The sequence below is a fragment of the Aquitalea sp. genome (assembly GCF_030150775.1).
Taxonomy (GTDB): domain Bacteria; phylum Pseudomonadota; class Gammaproteobacteria; order Burkholderiales; family Chromobacteriaceae; genus Aquitalea; species Aquitalea denitrificans.
Genome location: NZ_JASLFG010000038.1, coordinates 1 through 16,369, shown reverse-complemented (window position 1 = coordinate 16,369; position 16,369 = coordinate 1). Strand labels below are relative to the sequence as shown.

22 protein-coding genes and 1 tRNA gene are annotated in these 16,369 nt (G+C 55.0%); 6 read left to right on the top strand and 17 right to left on the bottom strand.

What is annotated here, in order from left to right; genetic code table 11:
- Positions 1-73: 73 nt before the first annotated feature.
- Positions 74-550: a hypothetical protein gene (locus QVF59_RS13960; RefSeq protein ID WP_159879312.1), complete on the top strand. Its 477-nt coding sequence runs from the start codon at positions 74-76 to the stop codon at positions 548-550.
- Between the two features lie 280 nt (positions 551-830).
- Here the strand turns inward: QVF59_RS13960 and QVF59_RS13955 are convergent, their stop codons facing one another.
- The 4 genes from QVF59_RS13955 to QVF59_RS13940 all read right to left on the bottom strand — a co-directional run bounded on the left by QVF59_RS13955 (position 831) and on the right by QVF59_RS13940 (position 2,147).
- Positions 831-956, bottom strand: coding sequence for a hypothetical protein (locus tag QVF59_RS13955; RefSeq protein ID WP_287880730.1), 126 nt, complete (start codon positions 954-956; stop codon positions 831-833).
- A gap of 162 nt (positions 957-1,118) precedes the next feature.
- Complete coding sequence (locus QVF59_RS13950; RefSeq protein ID WP_287880728.1) at positions 1,119-1,406, bottom strand: Ogr/Delta-like zinc finger protein; 288 nt, start codon at positions 1,404-1,406, stop codon at positions 1,119-1,121.
- Positions 1,403-1,828: a YmfL family putative regulatory protein gene (locus QVF59_RS13945; protein ID WP_287880789.1), complete on the bottom strand. Its 426-nt coding sequence runs from the start codon at positions 1,826-1,828 to the stop codon at positions 1,403-1,405. Before QVF59_RS13945 ends, QVF59_RS13950 begins: the two co-directional genes overlap by 4 nt.
- A 106-nt stretch (positions 1,829-1,934) precedes the next feature.
- Entirely contained in the window at positions 1,935-2,147 is a 213-nt protein-coding gene (locus tag QVF59_RS13940) for a hypothetical protein (RefSeq protein WP_287880726.1), read from the bottom strand.
- 83 nt (positions 2,148-2,230) lie between these two features.
- Here QVF59_RS13940 and QVF59_RS13935 point away from each other — a divergent pair, with 83 nt between their 5' ends.
- From QVF59_RS13935 to QVF59_RS13920, 4 genes are all read left to right on the top strand, one after another.
- The gene (locus QVF59_RS13935) at positions 2,231-2,539 is read left to right on the top strand and encodes a helix-turn-helix domain-containing protein (RefSeq protein ID WP_287880724.1); all 309 of its coding nucleotides are present in this window, start codon (positions 2,231-2,233) and stop codon (positions 2,537-2,539) included.
- 5 nt (positions 2,540-2,544) lie between these two features.
- Positions 2,545-2,997 (top strand): hypothetical protein, encoded by a 453-nt coding sequence (locus tag QVF59_RS13930; RefSeq protein WP_287880723.1) that lies wholly within the window; start codon positions 2,545-2,547, stop codon positions 2,995-2,997.
- 43 nt (positions 2,998-3,040) lie between these two features.
- Positions 3,041-3,496, top strand: a complete 456-nt coding sequence (locus tag QVF59_RS13925) for a hypothetical protein (RefSeq protein WP_287880722.1) — start codon at positions 3,041-3,043, stop codon at positions 3,494-3,496.
- 144 nt (positions 3,497-3,640) lie between these two features.
- Positions 3,641-4,528 (top strand): BRCT domain-containing protein, encoded by an 888-nt coding sequence (locus QVF59_RS13920; protein WP_287880721.1) that lies wholly within the window; start codon positions 3,641-3,643, stop codon positions 4,526-4,528.
- 77 nt (positions 4,529-4,605) lie between these two features.
- Here the strand turns inward: QVF59_RS13920 and QVF59_RS13915 are convergent, their stop codons facing one another.
- The 12 genes from QVF59_RS13915 to QVF59_RS13860 all read right to left on the bottom strand — a co-directional run bounded on the left by QVF59_RS13915 (position 4,606) and on the right by QVF59_RS13860 (position 14,366).
- A complete protein-coding gene (locus QVF59_RS13915) occupies positions 4,606-5,127 on the bottom strand; it encodes a hypothetical protein (RefSeq protein WP_287880720.1) in 522 nt (173 codons plus the stop codon).
- The gene (locus QVF59_RS13910) at positions 5,120-5,608 is read right to left on the bottom strand and encodes an ImmA/IrrE family metallo-endopeptidase (protein ID WP_287880718.1); all 489 of its coding nucleotides are present in this window, start codon (positions 5,606-5,608) and stop codon (positions 5,120-5,122) included. The genes QVF59_RS13915 and QVF59_RS13910 overlap by 8 nt, the downstream gene beginning before the upstream one ends.
- A gap of 150 nt (positions 5,609-5,758) precedes the next feature.
- On the bottom strand, positions 5,759-6,946 hold the full coding sequence (locus QVF59_RS13905; protein ID WP_287880717.1) for a phage late control D family protein: 1,188 nt from the start codon (positions 6,944-6,946) through the stop codon (positions 5,759-5,761).
- Positions 6,943-7,386, bottom strand: a complete 444-nt coding sequence (locus QVF59_RS13900; RefSeq protein WP_287880715.1) for a phage tail protein — start codon at positions 7,384-7,386, stop codon at positions 6,943-6,945. Before QVF59_RS13900 ends, QVF59_RS13905 begins: the two co-directional genes overlap by 4 nt.
- A complete protein-coding gene (locus QVF59_RS13895) occupies positions 7,386-8,222 on the bottom strand; it encodes a phage tail tape measure protein (RefSeq protein ID WP_287880714.1) in 837 nt (278 codons plus the stop codon). Before QVF59_RS13895 ends, QVF59_RS13900 begins: the two co-directional genes overlap by 1 nt.
- A gap of 172 nt (positions 8,223-8,394) precedes the next feature.
- On the bottom strand, positions 8,395-8,730 hold the full coding sequence (locus tag QVF59_RS13890) for a hypothetical protein (RefSeq protein WP_287880712.1): 336 nt from the start codon (positions 8,728-8,730) through the stop codon (positions 8,395-8,397).
- 196 nt (positions 8,731-8,926) lie between these two features.
- Entirely contained in the window at positions 8,927-9,340 is a 414-nt protein-coding gene (locus QVF59_RS13885; RefSeq protein ID WP_287880711.1) for a GtrA family protein, read from the bottom strand.
- Between the two features lies 1 nt (position 9,341).
- Positions 9,342-9,791, bottom strand: a complete 450-nt coding sequence (locus QVF59_RS13880; protein ID WP_287880709.1) for a hypothetical protein — start codon at positions 9,789-9,791, stop codon at positions 9,342-9,344.
- 41 nt (positions 9,792-9,832) lie between these two features.
- The gene (locus QVF59_RS13875; RefSeq protein ID WP_287880707.1) at positions 9,833-11,017 is read right to left on the bottom strand and encodes an ArnT family glycosyltransferase; all 1,185 of its coding nucleotides are present in this window, start codon (positions 11,015-11,017) and stop codon (positions 9,833-9,835) included.
- A gap of 383 nt (positions 11,018-11,400) precedes the next feature.
- A tRNA-Sec gene (locus QVF59_RS13870) sits at positions 11,401-11,495 on the bottom strand.
- Positions 11,496-11,517: 22 nt separating this feature from the next.
- Positions 11,518-13,431 carry a selenocysteine-specific translation elongation factor gene (gene selB, locus QVF59_RS13865; protein WP_287880705.1) on the bottom strand — a complete coding sequence of 638 codons (1,914 nt, stop codon included), beginning with the start codon at positions 13,429-13,431 and terminating at the stop codon, positions 11,518-11,520.
- On the bottom strand, positions 13,428-14,366 hold the full coding sequence (locus QVF59_RS13860; RefSeq protein ID WP_287880703.1) for a cation diffusion facilitator family transporter: 939 nt from the start codon (positions 14,364-14,366) through the stop codon (positions 13,428-13,430). The genes selB and QVF59_RS13860 overlap by 4 nt, the downstream gene beginning before the upstream one ends.
- A 173-nt stretch (positions 14,367-14,539) precedes the next feature.
- On the opposite strand from QVF59_RS13860, the gene QVF59_RS13855 reads away from it, so the two are divergent.
- Entirely contained in the window at positions 14,540-14,884 is a 345-nt protein-coding gene (locus QVF59_RS13855; RefSeq protein ID WP_502866810.1) for a GlpM family protein, read from the top strand.
- Here the strand turns inward: QVF59_RS13855 and selA are convergent.
- Positions 14,881-16,299 carry an L-seryl-tRNA(Sec) selenium transferase gene (selA, locus tag QVF59_RS13850; protein ID WP_287880700.1) on the bottom strand — a complete coding sequence of 473 codons (1,419 nt, stop codon included), beginning with the start codon at positions 16,297-16,299 and terminating at the stop codon, positions 14,881-14,883. The two genes, QVF59_RS13855 and selA, sit on opposite strands and share 4 nt — an antisense overlap.
- Between the last annotated feature and the right edge of the window lie 70 nt (positions 16,300-16,369).

The window sequence follows — 16,369 nt, the reverse complement described above, 5'->3', positions numbered from 1 at the left end:
TGGCAAGCCGGGTAAGAGTGTTATCCTTGGCAGGCTATACATGTTGGGGCAGCCCTCCGGAGTATCGGCAGGCATGCATTCTTCTGCCCGCTGGTCGGGTTTTTTGGATGAGGTGGTGAATCCGGGTGAGATCATGATGCCAACTGCAGCATGGCATCCGGTAATAGTCAGTGAAGGTCAGTGTGGCAACATGGTAAATATCAAACAGAATTTGACTTCCTGCTGTGCAGATCTTTGTTCAGGCAAGGCGGACGGTGACCGGATCATCCAGATGATTGCACTGCTCAAGGCATTTCATGTGCTGTATGTAAATGTGCATTCACCGGAAGCCAGATTGATCCAGCATGTCATCGAGAATCTGAAATCGGCCTATTCGGTTTTCCAGTCGCGAGATGAGATCGTGCTGATGCCGTATGAGTTGCGTGAGTTGAATGCCGCCCGGCAAGCATGCCTGTCCAAGTCGGGACGACGTAGTGCCAGCGTGCTGCATCATCTTTACGGGGTTTATCTTGAGTACTATCGCCGCGCACTGAAAGGCATGGCCGCTTGAGGAAGCAAAACGCCGGGCCAGGATTTTCCGGTGGCCATTACAGCAAAACCCGCCAGTGTGCGGGTTTTTTATTGCTGATATGCCGGTTGATGGCTGGTTTTGCGAGCAGGAATACTGGCGGAAGAGAATGGGAGTCGAACCTACGGCGTCATGCTCTGCAAGCCTTGTGTGGCAATGGTTTCAGCATTTCGCACAATCATTTGTGCGACAGTTGTGCGATATCGTGACGCGGTTTCGTGACCGCCAGAATAAGCAAAGCCCGCGATCTGCGGGCTTTTTGTCATGCGGTTTTCGTGTGCGGCGGCAGCTGCCAATTGTTGACTGGCTGATAGCCGCCGCGCTTGTCCGGGTCTGGTATCCACTTGCCGTAAGTACGCATCACCATTTCGGTGTCAACGTGGCCCATCTGGCCACCCACGGTGGGGCGGCTGTGTAGCAGGTAGTACCGTCTTGCAGTTCAACGCGGCGCAGGTTCATGGCATGGCCTCCAGAGTTTTGGACGTAGCAGTACCCCGTGGGCCTCGCGGGCTCACTTTGAAAAGGGGCGGATTGTTAGTGGTGGTGTGGCTTAGAAGCCTAGAGCCAACTGATCGTCAGGCTCTGTTCGGCGCGCTGCCCGGTAAATGTCGCGGGCGCGCTGGCGTTCTGCTGCTGGGGAAAGCGGCACCTTGGCCAAGTGCTCTTCCGGCGGCACAAAGCCTTCGCCAAGACGGCCATCGAGGCTTTCGTAGCCGGTATAGGTCTGATTGCATACCTTGCAGGCGTAGTAGTTCTGCCAAGTAACCAGCGTGACCAAGCGGCTGGTACGGGTAATCAGTGCGGCTTCACCGCAGGCAGGGCAGGGGCGAGCGCTCATTGCTTGGCATCCTTGCAGAACACTTCAAATGTCAGGTGGTTCATCTGGGTGACTTTGGTGCAGATGGCAGCGTGCACCTCTTCCAGCCGCTGGCGCTCTTTCGGGTCCACTTCGCCATCGCGGGTGGCTTCGCGCCACTCGCGGGCCAGCTTGCCCACTTCCTCCACCAGTTCCATGTAAATCTGGCCAATCTCAGACTGGTCGATTTTTCCCATGGCCGGCATCGGGATGAATACACCACCAGACACCTGGGCGACGGCTTCGGCAAACAGGGCGGTACCGCTGAATTCCTGCAGCTGCAGCGCTTCGTGAACATCCATGGCTTGGTTGCGGCGGTTGTACACGCGGTTTTCCAGATTCGGCAGCGACAGGCCCATAGCTGCAGCCATAGCGGACCAGCCACCAGGCATTGCCTTACACATTTTCTGGAAGCTGATGCGGATGAAGTCCATATCCATTTGTCCTGAATTCAACGGAAACCGAAGTTTCCAGAGGTTTACCAACTGCTGGTCAATGACTAAAGTGCAGTTATGCGGTGGCTTGCTGTTGCTGTTGCTGGCGCTGGGCCAGCCACACCGGCAGGCCGGCAAGGTAAATGGCGCGGGCAATGCTGCTTTCCGAACCGCCTTGCTCCCGACACAAGCGCTCAAACTCGCGGCGCTCCTGTGCCAGCAGTCGCATCTGCACCGGCTTTTGCTTGGCCGCACCACGCGGCCCGTAGGCTTTTGGCTTGCTGTGCATGTGAGTTACTATGTGTACGTTTGTGAGTTACAAGCCGCGTAATACCAACTTTCGGGTGAAAGTCAACTGTGAGGCACACGTTTGTGGGTATTTCTGTACGACTGAGCGAGGAGCGCAATAGACTTGGCCTAAACCAGACAGAGGCTGCAAAAGCTGGTGACATCAGCTTTACCGCCTACCAGAACTATGAAAGAGGTGATCGCGCACCCAATGCGGAAACACTTCAGAATTGGGCTACTGCTGGCTTTAATGTCCTGTACGTAGTGACAGGTACACGAAACAACAGCGCACTCAGCAACGAGCAGTCTGCCGTGCTGGAACAGTTCGGCAAGCTGGATGACAAGGGCAGGGCGGTTACTCTGGCAGTAATGCAGGCGTACAACGCGCTATAACACACATGAATTCCAGACCGGCAACATTCCAGGACGCCCAGCAAATCCGTTTTGCCTACTTGTTGGCGGTGACTGCCGGTGCGCTGGTTTTCGCGCTGTGTCAAACAATCACCTGGTTCTGGCTCTGGGTCAGGAGTGGTTCGGATATTGGCAATGTGCTGATGATGGGGGCCGTGTTTTTTGCTTTTGTCTGGCTCTGCGCAGCGTTGCTTGCGGTCTTGCCTTATCGTCTTTGCATCTGGTTATCAGAGAAGTTCGCGCTATACCATTGGGCTTTTTACGTGAGTGGTGCGGTTGTTACATCCCTTGGTCTGATGCTGCTTTACCACTGCATCGCGAGTAGCCCAGGTGTGCAGATGGACGGAGTGAAACTTCTCAGCACCAGTGCTGTGCTTCCCCGATTTCTCCTCAGTGGAACCGCTGCCGGGCTGGTTTGCTGGGCGTACTTGCGGAAGTGATTTCCAGGGACCTGCATTACTTATCAGGTTGGAATTGAGTGCAATGGAAACGGTAGAACGCAAGCCGCAGCATTTCATGGGGCCATACCTGGCCGGTCTGCTTACCGGGTCGCTGCTCTTCATGGGATATATACATGTTGTATTCTTGAGCGCAATTCCGCAGATAGAAAGCACGACGTTTTTCCTGTTCTGTTGGTGCTTCTTGTTTGTCGGCGTCTTCTCTATCGGCCCTTACTTGCTGTTCACATTCTGGCAACGGCGGCGCAGGCTGGCACATTGTCTGGTCTACGTTCTTGGCGCGTCGCTAAACGCCAGCCTTCTCTTGCTGCTTGTTTGCTGGTTGTTAGCGCCTATGCATCCTACTGATTTTGAAGTGCCATTAATTCATAAAAAAATCACAGAATTTTATTGGGTTGCAACCGTCAGCGGCGCTGCAGCAGGCCTTGCCTGCTGGTGGAGTTTACGCAGGCAGGTAGTCAATTCGCAGGCAGATCGTTAGCAATCCCAGCCCCCTATCCGAACGGTCAGCCTACAAGCCCAGCCATGCCGCTGGGCTTTTCTGTTTGTGATTCACATTTCAGGTGCGTGATACACTGCAAGTAAAAATTCAAACGTCCTAACTTGCACCCTTACGGACTCCATCATGCGCGCTGAAAATACACCCCTTATCCGTTTCACCAGTCGTTCCCGGCTGGACAAAGCTATCAATACCCTGCACGGACTGATTGAAGGCATTGCCATAGATGGCATGGTCAGTCAGTCCGAGTTTGGCTTTTTGCAGCAGTGGCTGGATGACTGTCATGAGTTTGGCAACCGGCACCCGATGAACGAGCTGATGCCTGTTGTGCGCAGCTGGGTGGACAGCGGCAACATTGATGCGGAGCAAAAGGCAGACTTGCTGTGGTTGTGCAACCGGCTGCGCTCCAGTGAGTTTTACGACAAGACCACATCCGACCTGCAACGGCTGCACGCTTTGCTTGGCGGCATCATGGCGGATGGTGTGGTGACCGAGGAGGAGTTGCGCGGCCTGTCGGACTGGCTGGAGGAGCACGATCATTTGAAGTCCTGCTGGCCTTACGATGAAGTCGGCAGCCTGGTGACCACGGTGATGGCTGACAAGAAAATTGACGCACAGGAACAGCTGCTGCTGCGTGACTTCTTTACTGAGTTCATCGCGGTACTGGATGACAGAACCATTGTCAGCCCGTCTGTTGCCGAAGGCGGTACGCTGGCCGGCCTGTGCGCCGTTTGTCCGGACATCGTTTTTGCAGGCTCCCGCTTCTGCTTTACCGGGGCGTCATCCCGCTATGGTCGCAAGGAGTTGGCCGCACTGGTGGAGTCGCGTGGCGGAGAGGTGTCTTCGTCAGTGTCGGCCAAGGTGGATTATCTGGTGATTGGAGCGGAAGGGAATCCCTGCTGGGCCTATGCCTGCTATGGCCGGAAAGTTGAAAGGGCTGTCGAACTGCGCAAGTCTGGCGTTCGATTGCAAATCATTCATGAGCATGATTTTTCTGATGCGGTTGCTTTTTAGATGCTTGCTGACTGACCTCTAATGCAAAAGGCCCCAGACATGGGGCCTTGTCGTTTCATCCGTCCAGCTCAAGGCTCTTAGCCTTTTACCGCCTTCGCGGCTTCTTTGATTGCGACAGCGATTTCCTTGACCAGATTGAGCGCAGGAAGGTTGTCTTTATCATCAGACTTGGCCAACGACGGATAAATGGCACGGATGATGGCAATCAGTATTAAGGTGGGTGGCACTACGAATGCGGCTGCCAACAAAGGTAAGTGCCAATCGAATTTATTGGCGTCTGTTGCCTTGCTAACAATAACGGCAGCCAAGACTGCCGCAAAAGAAAACATCAAAACGGATAGCGATATTGCACTGTTGAACAAAGATCGCTGCATTGCCCTACGGTCAGCCGATTCCTGAAAGGCAATTGTATCTTGGACGCTTTGTGTGTTACTTCCAATATCCTGACTTAAGTCAGGGCCGGTTTGGTGAGGTTGCGCAAAAAAAGCCGTAGCATCGACAGCATTCAAGGCTGACTCTGCTCCGGCTTGTTGAGTAAATTTCGCAACTAGCGGGTCGATATCCCCACTATTGGATGTTATCGTGGGTGTCTCAGGCATTAACTAAACCAAGATTTCTCAGCCGGTAAGACATGGCAGTTTGTGAGACTGAAAATACATTGGCCAAGTCGGCTAGAGAATTCACTCCTTGATGATCAATCACGTATTTGACCAGTGTATCAGGCATCAACAACTGTGCCGCAAAGTTGTTGGCTTCACGCTCTAGTGGCTGCATGGCATTGCTGGAAAAGTCAGCAGGACCATCCCGGAAGCAGGTTGTTCTGTCATCTAGGTGACCAAGTGCCCAGTGGCCAAGTTCATGTGCGATGGTAAAACGCTGGCGTAATGGCGACTCAGTCAAGTCAACGTTGATTTGATACACGCCATCGTCCATGCGTTCGATGCAGCCACTGTACTTGTTTTCAATTCGGCCAAGAGCGTGCCGAACGCGTAAACCTGCGGCTTTAGCGATGTTTTCTACCTTCACAGGTAGGTCTCCATCCCAATACCGCTGGAGAAGTTCAACAGGCGTCATGCTCATATTGTCCTCCTTTCATTGGGGAGATGAACAAACAGTGCTATGGTTCGATCAAAGCGCGCGATTGTACAACTTCTGGTTCAATGTAGCATCAACTGTGTGACATACAAAAGAATCAACGGTTCTGCTGTTGTAATCGTTTCCCACTTGCAGCTAGCTTTCCAGTTCATCCAACTTCATTTCCAGTTCAATATCCGTCACCAGCCCACCATCCCCCAGCGTGTGGGTCAGCTTGTTGATGACCCATGCCTGGCTGTCGATGACAGGCTTGAATCCCTGCACCTTGGCCGGCAGCTCGGTGAACAGTTCCGGCCTGCCTTCGGCCAGCTTGATGCTGAATTCCGCTGCACCGCGTTGCAGCTTTTGCCATGCGGCCTTGGCACCCTGCAGGGCAGTGGCCTCGCTGGCATAGACATGGCGCAGCACCTTCACGTTGCTGGCGCTCGGCTCGATGCCCTTGGCCTGGATGGCAGCCAGCTTGGTGCGCTTGCTCTTTTTCCCCAGCTTGGTGACCGTGGCCCGGCGTTCAAAACGGGTGTTGGCGTCCACAATGACTTCCCCGCGCTTGGCCCGCTGGATGTCCTGCCACTGCGCCTTTACGGCGGTGTAGGCATTGCGGTCTGCCACGTTGAAACGGTGCTGGTCGCCACTTGCACGGGTAATCAGGCAGGTGGGGAAGGGCTTGCCGCTGACGCTTTCCGCATCCCCGGCCTTGCAGACAATCAGCTTGCCATGCTTCACGGTGGCCACCAGATCAAACCGGCGGGCCAGCCGGTTCAGCAAGTTGGCGTCGCTCTCGTTGGTCTGGTCGATGTGTTCCACCTTCTGGCGGGCGATCCAGTCCGGTATGGCGGCGGTCAGGTTGTTGGCCTTGGCGATGGCGCGCACGATGACACCCAGCGTGGTGGCATGCCACGACTTTTCCCGCTTGGCGGCCAGCCCTGCACGCAGGTCGGTGGCGCGGGCGCGCAGGGTGAGCGTGTCCGGGCTGCCGGTATGCTCTACCTCGTCCACGATATAGCTGCCCTTGTCTACCAGCGGCTGGCCAGCCCAGCCCAGCGCCAGCTTGATGGTGACGCCACGCGGTGGAATGTCCAGCATGCCGTCAGCGTCATCCAGCACAATGTCCAGCTGGTCGGCCTCAAAGCCCCGGTTGTCAGTCAGGGTCAGGCTGATCAGCCGGTCTGCCAGCTTGCTGCTGATGTTCTTGCCATCCAGCGTGATGGTGAAGGCGGGCTGCTTTGGCTGGGTGAATGCCTGCAGGCTGCCCAGCAGCTGGCCAGCCTGATCCAGCACGGCGCTGGCGGATGTCATCAGGCTGTCAGTGATGCTGTCCATCATTGTGCCAACTCCAGAATGCTGCGGGTGATGGTACCCAGCAGGTCCATCATGCTGACGTCTACCCGTTTCAGCGTGATGGTGAATTCAATCCGGCGCGCCTTGCCGTCGCTGAAAAACTCGGTACGGCCCACGTCCAGACCATCCATGATGAAAAAGCCATACATGGTACCGGTGCCTTCCAGCAGCGGCCATGCCTTTCCCTGGTCTGCCTGCAGGCGCAGCAGGTCCAGCGCGGTATCCCCGCCGGTCAGTTCCGGCATCAGCACACCGGACAGGGTGAAGGCTTCTTCGTCCTTGCCCAGAAACTGGTAAGCCGGGCGCAAGCCGACGCGGGTATTGCTGGCCCAGCGCCAGCCATAGCGCTGCTTGAATTCCTGATAGGGCAGGGTTTCCATATTGAACACGAACAGGCCAAAGGCCAGCATCGGCAAGCCAAGCATCAGTCACTATCTCCCCAGCGGCTGCGGCGGTTTGCCGCTTGTTGGTTTTGCTGGCGCGCCAGTTCCCGCGCAACGGCCTGGGCCAGTGCTCTTTCATCCATGCCCGGTGCCGCGTGGATGGTGATGGTGATGGGCGCGGGTGCGGCGACGGCTGCCGCTGGCGGCGTGGCGCGCATCGGCCCGCGCTGGTCCAGCTGGTTGGCCATGGCAGGCCCGGCCACGCCCAGTGCGATACCTGCCCCCGCAGCGGTCAGCCGCTTGGCCACGCCCAGCACGGCAGACAGCGGGCCATCCTGCCCACCGGCAATGCCTTGCTGCAGCCCGGCCATGGTGAAGCCGCCCAACTTGGCAAATACGCGGGAAGGGGAGTGGATGCCCAGCTTTTCCTTGAACCAGGTGATGGTGGCGTCACCGGCCCCGGTAATGGCGTCCTTGACCTTGGCCAGCCCGGATTCAATGCCGCGCACCATGCCCTGCATGATCTGGCTGCCCAACTCGACAAAGCGGGCTGGCAGATTGAAGAACCACTGCAGCGCGGCGCTGGTGGATGACTTGACCCATTCCCAGCCTGCAGCGAATGCGGCCTTGATGGCTTCCCACATGGCGGCGAACTTCGGCCCGATGGTGTCCCAGTTGCGCCAGAGCAAATAGGCTCCGGCGGCAATGGCGGTAATGACCAGCCCAATCGGATTGAACAGGAACAGGCGTCCGACAAAGGCAATGACACGGCCAATCCACCTCAGCATCGCGCCAAGTTTGCCCAGAATTCCTATACCACTGGTCAGCTTGATACCTAGTGATGCCGCAGCAAGGCGCATCATGATGAATGGCCCCATATCCGTTTCACCGACCCAGCTGCAGCCTGACCGTTACCCCAAACGACAATGCGCCGCGAGGCGCATTTTTTACGGCTGTACTATCAGGCGCGGCATTCTGTCATGGACTGGCCGGACGGTTTCATCTGCTGGCATGGTGACAACGTAGACTCGAACGTCCTTGCTTCCCCATTCATGCAGTCATGATCTCGTTGCTGGTTTCAATGGCCGCGCCCTGAATTATGATGCCTGACACCAGCGGGAACCATACCGCCTCGCCCTTGGCGTTTTTCTCCATGAATGCGGTGGCCGGTATCTTCACCGCAACCGGGTGATACCGCTTCCACTTCCCGTCCCTGATGCTTTCCAGCCTGGCCCATCCACCGGCAGGAATGTCGCGCCTGGCCTCAGTGAATGCCTTGCCCCACGCACCCCAGCAGATGCTGCCGTCCTTCCTCAGCATGGGCAGCTGCGGGTTGTCATCAGACCAGAGTATCTGCCGCCCGGCGAATTCAATACCGGCACACATAGCCAATTCCCAAAATATCCAAAAACACCCCTCTGGACCCCCAGCGCGCGCAATCGAAGCCCCGCCTCGCCCGCCCACTTAACGTGTCGGAAAACTTGCACCTGCATGATTGCCCCGTAAACGGCCCGTAGCAAGGCTTTCGTGTGGTGAAGTCACCTAACCCGGATCATGCGGATTCATGCAGAAGTAGAGTGGTTCATGCATCTTCCTGAATGCTTTTGTGAGTTTTGAATGAGAAATATTTGTGCCCCATGAAACTACTAATCGCCAAAGATGAAAGTCCAAGGAAGTGGCCAATCTCATGAGTGTGATCTGTTATGCCTATTGTCGGTAATATATAATTTACCATTGATAGACTAATTGCCCATGTCTGAAACATTCCCCATATATTTACAATGATAAATTTTATTGCTGAGTTCTTTGTACTCTCTGTGCTGTTGCTAAATACAAATTTCTTGGCAAGAATGAAGGCAATTGTTGTTGATATTATGTATGCTGCAAAAATTGATTGGGAGTATGTTAGCCACTGGTTAAATAAAATTCTAAATGAAAAATTAAATCCTGCTGATGTTGCGCTTGTGGCAATGAATTTAAAAAATTGCTTATTCATGTTAATTATTTCTGCGCAAGGTGTACACGTATTTGATACTCATTGGTAGCCATGTGTTGATTTTCTTTTTATTCAGAATTGTGTAGTTTTCAGTGGCTTCATCTTTTGTTGATGTTGTTACTTTGTATTTGTCATCTATTACCCAGAAGCCTTTCTTGTTATTCTTGGTGTAATTTGTATACAAGTATTGACCACTAAATTCAAATCCACCATTAATTTCTTGTGGCTGTATTTTTTTCTCTAAGAGAGAGTTGAGTGAGTTCCATTTTTCTCTGTTCCACTCTAGGTAGTCATGAGTTAGGGCAGTTGTTGTTATTGTTAGGAATGCAATAAATATGGCTGAGTAGCCTCTTGAAATGGTATGTTCACTCTTGTTTTCATTTTCACTCTCAATGGAGAGGATGAATAGTGGAATTGTTACGAAAGGAATAATGAAATATCTATCATACATCCCATCAATTGCTTCTACTGGGGCAAGGTATATTAGAGTTGTTAGTATGAAAATAGTGGAAGTTTTATTGGGTTGAGGTTTTTTTCTCTTATAAATTTGAATGATTTGAATAGATATCTGGCAAAATTTGCAATCATTGCAATGCTTGCAAATGTAGATATAACTCCGATAGCTGTCCAAATTTGTGTCAGTTTTCTTGATGGAGAGTATTCGTAACTTCCGGGGCCAATTCCACCTTTGTTTAGAATGTTTCCAGTTATCGGGAATGTATGTGGAATTGCATATTTCCATGTGACTGCTGAAAGTAATATTGTTGTAATAATATATGCCGTATTTGCCTTGGACTTTGTTTTTGATTTGAGAAAAACAAATGGTGAGCAAAAAAATGCAATTAGCGTGATGGATTTTATGGTGTTGCTATAGATTATTTTTGCCATTTCTAATGGCGGGAGCTTCAATGTTTCTTTTAATAGGTGTATTTGATAGCCGTAAGTGAATGGGATTTTGTTCTCTGCTTCCAGCCAGGCTTTGAATAAAATTTGTGTTAGTATGCAGATCGCTAGAGGTAGCGATGCTTGTAGTAGTGTTTTAGTATTTATTTTTTTGTTTATTGGGTATGCGATAGCAAATGCCATTGGAATTGCTAGTTCAATCTGCCGAGAAAGCATGGCAATTATAACGAACACAGTTCCAACTGATATGTCAACCCAAGACGAGCTTCTGAATGCATTTGTCAGAAATAGAATTGAAGCTAAGGAAAATGCAAAAAACGGAATTTCCGTCATGAAGGTATTGCTTGATGCAAAGAATATTGGATTGACTGCAGTTAAAATGCACAACGCAAATGCTGTTTGCTTGTTCTTGCTTAGTTGTAAGGCCAGTTGATACGTTATAAGTATTCCAATAAAGCCGAGAACTAGAGATGATATTCTGAGTGTTGTATAAGAAAAGCCAAAGGCTTTGCAAAATAGTGCACCCCAGAATAATTGGCTGAACAGATTTGCTGCTGTCCAGTCGTGTAGAACAATCTTGCCCTCCAGTAATTTTCTTACAGAGTCTGCATATGCCCAGTCATCATTTAACGGGAAGTTTCCAATGGGATTGCATATTGCAATCATTGCAATCCAGATTGTTAATATCCCAATAAATTCGAGTACAGAAATTGAACTATCATTCCTGCTTTCAGCGAACTGTTTAATTACCGCTTCTGCTTGTTGTGAGGACATTTGAGTATGCTAAATAGTTAGACTTTGTTCGAAAGTGTATACGAACTAACATATTTTTGCATTTCTTGACATGCTGAGGCCTGGACGAAACTTGACCCTAAGTGGGAAAAATTAACAAAGTGTATGCAATACTTCTTATTTTTTAAATTTTGTTTAAATATTGGCAACTGATTGCGCGATAAATTGGTGGCCCATGCTGGCCCATGTGCCTGAAATTGCTTTTGGTGATGTTGAAAAACTTAGGGATTGTCGTGCGAATTTTGTGCGAATTCTCGCGCCGCAGAGAGCCGCCGGAAGCCCCTACTGCATCTGGAAATTCAGAATGAAAGCGTTGCGGGTCTTGGGTTCTAGCAGGCTTTCAGTGGTTTGGCATGGCTTGCTGATGGCGGAAGAGAATGGGAGTCGAACCCACCCGGGACCGCTGGCGGCCCCATCTGGTTTTGAAGACCAGCCACCCCACCGGGGGAGCCTCTCTTCCATGTCGGCTGATTATACCGGTTTCAGGTCGGCGGGAAAGTGTGCGGTCCTGTCGTGGATTCCATGCCGCCAAACAGCAGACTCTCACGTAGCAGATGGCGATCTCCCAGACGGCGGGTGAAGCCGGTACGGTCGTAAAACTCCAGAATCTGGATGGCCAGCTTGCGTCCACAGCTCAGCTGGTTGCGGAAGGTGGCGGCATCTGCGTGGCCGTGCTGCTGGCAAAGCTGGCGGATGATGTCAGCCATTGCATGCATGTTGGCGCTGGAAAAGTAGCGGTCCTGCACCACGGCCATGACATGACCCAGTCGCGCCGCCTTGTGCAGCAGGCGGCGTGTCTCCCCTTCATCCTCACCCAGGGTGCTGGCAAGGTCGCGCACCCAGTGGGGTTCATTGCCGACAAAGCAGGGTGCCAGGCGCTGCCATTGCTGCTCTTCCTGCGGTGTGAAAACCAGCACATGTTGAGGTAGGTGCAGCCAGCCCCGGGTTTGTTTCAGCCGGCCTTGTTGCAGCAGCTGTTCCAGTAGCTGGTTGACCGTGGCTTCGGGTTCGCCGGGCAGGGCCAGGCGGCGCAGGCGGCCTCGGCTGGCACCCAACTGGTCCGGCTGTTGCTGGTGCAGCATGGCCAGTCGTTGTAGCAGGGTTTCCTGCATGCCGGCCCAGTGTTGCGGGTGATAGAACCGGCCGGCCACTTGCTGGCCGGGACTGGCTTGCAGCAATTGTTGCAGGGCGGGTTCATCCAGCTGCATGTCCCAGGCAAAGTCCTGTAGCACCACGGCCTGCTGCCGGCTTTGCAGTTGCAGTCTGTCGGCCGGGGTGAGCGTGGTGTGCTGCAATTGCTGCAGATAAGCCAGCCGGGCTGGCTGGCGTTTGCCGCGGCCCGGTACCTGTAATTCGAGCAGACGTGCACCGGCCAGGGTGTCGCGTGCGCTGGCATCGCGCAGGATCAGCTGATCACCGCAAACCATCCACAATGGCTGGTCCAGCATCAGTTCGGCCAGGGCGGTTTCTCCGGCAGCCAGTTGGCTGCGGTTTAGCAGTGCTAGCCGTCCGGTAATGTGGCGTGCTGCATGGTGGATATGCAAAGCCTGCCAGTGGCGCAAGGGGGCGATGGCCTGCACGCTGACCGTGATGCGGCTGCTTGGTGCAGGTGCTGTGGTGCTAAACAGCCAGTCACCGCGCTGGATGTCTTTCTTTTCAATATCACCAGTCAGATTCAGTGCGATGCGTTGCCCGGCCTGGCCAGACTGCGCCGCGGTATTTTGCACATGCAGGCTACGCACCCTGAGTGGGTCATCCTTGCCACTGAGCCAGAGCCGGTCGCCAACCCTTACCTGGCCGCCTAGTGCGGTGCCGGTAACCACCAGTCCGGCTCCGCTGAGGCTGAAGGCTCGGTCTATGGCCAGGCGAAAGCGCTGGCCGGCAGAGGAGGGAAGTGCTGATAGGTGTTGCAGCAGGTGCTGGCGCAGTGGCTCGATACCGGTACCGTTGTGGCTGGAGACAAAGAAAACCGGTGCCGCTGGCCATGGGCTGGCGGCCAGCAGTTGGCGGATGTCGTCGGCCACCGCCTGCTGCCGGGTTGAATCGGCCAGATCGCATTTGCTGATGACCACCGTCAGTTGCGCAATGCCGCTAAGCTGCAGGATGGCCAGATGTTCCCGGGTTTGCGGCATGATGCCGTCGTCGGCGGCAATGATCAGCAAGGCGTGCGGAATGCCGGACAGGCCGCATAGCATGTTGGAAAGGAATTTCTCGTGCCCTGGTACGTCAATGAAGCCGGCGACCCGTCCGTCCGCCAGCGGCAGGTAGACATAACCCAGGTCTATGGTCATGCCGCGCTTTTTCTCTTCCGGCAGCCGGTCGGCATTCTGGCCGGTCAGTGCGGTCAGCAGGGCGGTTTTGCCATGATCGACATGGCCGGCAGTGGCAAAAATCATGCGATGGAGCGGTCTGCCGGGTGTTCAAGGCCAACCGGGTCGATATGGGTCATCACATTCAGTACCGGATGGGCCGCCATCACCCGTTCGCGTGCCTGCTCGGCAATGGTGTGGGCATCGAAGACATTCATGTGGCCATCCACTTCCAGATGGACATCCACCAGGATCAGATCGCCCATCTTGCGGGTGCGCAGGTCGTGCAGCGCACGGACGCCGCTGGTGCCCAGCAGGGTGGTGCGAATGGCATCGGTTTCTTCGGTGTCGGCGGCGCGGTCCATCAGGTCGTGCAGTGAGTTCCAGGCAAAGCTCCAGCCCATCTTGCCCACGATGAAGCCCACGATCAGTGCGGCAACCGGGTCGAGAATCGGATAGCCCATCAGGTTGCCGATGATGCCGATGGCCACCACCAGCGAGGAGGCGGCATCCGAGCGTGCATGCCAGGCATTGGCCACCAGCATGCTGGAACGCACCCGCTGCGCCACCGCCAGCATGAAGCGGAACAGCAATTCCTTGGCCACCAGTGCGGTGATGGCAACCCACAGCGCCACGCTGTGCACGGTGGGGATGGATGAGGGGTCGTGAAACTTGACGGCGGCAGACCACAGCATGCCAATGCCCACCGCCAGCAGCAGCAGGCCCAGCACCAGCGAAGCGGCGTTTTCGTAACGCTGGTGGCCATACTGGTGGTCATCGTCCGGTGCCTTGCGGCTGTGATGGCCGGCCAGCAGCACGACAAAGTCGGACAGCAAGTCGGACAGCGAGTGGACACCGTCAGCCACCAGGGCCTGTGATTTGGCAAACACGCCGATCAGGATCTGGGCACTTGCCAGCACGATATTGACCCAGACGCTGACCATGGTGCTGCGGTGAGCGGCCTTGTTGCGGGCGGCTTCATCTATCGTTTCGTGTGGGGAATGGCTGGTGTGTATGGTCATGGCAAGGTGGTCCGGATCGGGTGGGGAGTGCAGTATGCCACAGCTGGCTTAAGTTTTTATTAATTGAAATTTATTGATTGGTAAATAAAAACAATAATAAGAATGATCTGCATTTCGCAGGTGTTAGCTGCCGATCATGTCAAAATAGCACCTGTTAATCATCTTGCTCCGGAATGACCTTGGCTCTGTTGCTCAAGTCCCTGCTGGGGGCGCTGGCCGTCGTGTTGATCAGCCTGCTGTCGCGCTCGCGCAATTACTATATCGCCGGCCTGGTGCCGCTATTTCCCACTTTTGCGCTGATTGCCCACTATATTGTCGGCAGCGAACGCGGCGCTCTGGCGCTCAAGACCACGGTGCTGTTTGGCATGTGGTCGCTGCTGCCATATTTTGTCTACCTGTTCAGCCTGTATTGCCTGCTGGACCGTTTGCGCCTGCCCTGGGCGCTGGCTGCCGCCACCCTGTGCTGGGGCGTGGCGGCCTTTGTGCTGATTCTGGGCTGGAGCCGCTGGCACGGCTAGCTGGGGTTTGCGCTCTGCACTGTCAGGCCAAGATTCGCCAGAAAAGTGGCTTCGTCTTCCAGACAGCGCAAATCCAGCCACAGCTTGCCATCATACAGCCGGCCAATCACCGGGGAGGGCAGGTTGCGCAGCCGGGTAGCCAGCGCTTCCAGTGTGCTGCCACGGCCATCGCGCGGGTTGAAGGTAATGGCCCAGCCGGGTAGGCGGTCTACGGGTAATGAGCCGCTGCCAATCTGCGACAGGCAGGCCTGCTCTGCGGTGTCGAAATCACTGCCGGCAAAATCACGCAGCAGCGGCAGCAAGCGCTGGGCCTGCTGTTGCATATCGGCCTGCGGGCGCACCAAGCGGCGCAGCGTGGGTAGCTTGAGTACCAGCTTGTCTGGCTGCAGGTAAAGCCGCAAGGTGGCCTCCAGTGCCGCCAGTGTCATCTTGTCGCAGCGTAGTGCGCGCTTGAGCGGGTGCTGCTGGATTTTGTCTATCCAGCTCTTCTTGCCGATGATCAGCCCTGCCTGCGGACCACCCAGCAGCTTGTCGCCGGAAAAGCTGACCAGATCCACCCCCTGGGCAATCATTTGCTGTGGCATCGGTTCCGCCGGCAGGCCGTAGGCAGACAGGTCTATCAGTGCGCCTGAGCCCAGGTCGGTGGCTGCCGGCAGGCCGTGTTCATGCGCCAGTGCTGCCAGTTCGGCCTCGCTGACGCTGTGGGTAAAGCCTTCTATATGGTAATTGCTGGTATGCACCTTCATCAGCAGGCCGGTGTCCGGCGTGATGGCCTGGCTGTAGTCGCGCAGATGGGTGCGGTTGGTGGCACCCACTTCCACCAGCTGGCAGCCGGCTTGCCGCATCACGTCCGGCATGCGGAAAGCCCCGCCGATTTCCACCAGTTCACCACGTGACACCACCACTTCGCGGCCTGCCGCGACCGTGGATAGCAGAATCAGCACCGCTGCGGCATTGTTGTTGACCACGCAGGTGGCTTCAGCCCCGGTCAGCTCCTGTAGCAATTCGCTGATGGCGGCGTCACGGTGGCCACGGCCTGCACCATCCAGATCGTATTCCAGTGTCACGGCCTCGCGCATGGCGCGGCTGACCGCTTCGACGGCTTCTTCCGCCATCGGCGCACGCCCCAGATTGGTATGCAGCACCGTGCCGCTGAGGTTGAATACCGGGCGGATCTGCACCTGCTGACGGGTGCAGACGCGCTGGCTGGCTTGCTCGGCCAATTGGTGTTCGTCTTCTGCCCAGCGCGGCAGGCTGTTGTTGCTGCGGATGTGCTGGCGGGCTTCGTCCAGGGTCTGGCGCACGGCTTCGGCCAGTGCGGCATTGCCGTGGCGATCCAGCACTTTTTCCAGCAGCGGATGGTTGAGCAGCCGGTCTACCGAGGGCAGGCGGGCATACAGGTTTTTCAGCGGCATGACATGTGTTTTCAGAAGCGGGAATAACGATAGAGCAGGTAGAGCAGGCCCACCAGCAGCAGATTGCCGG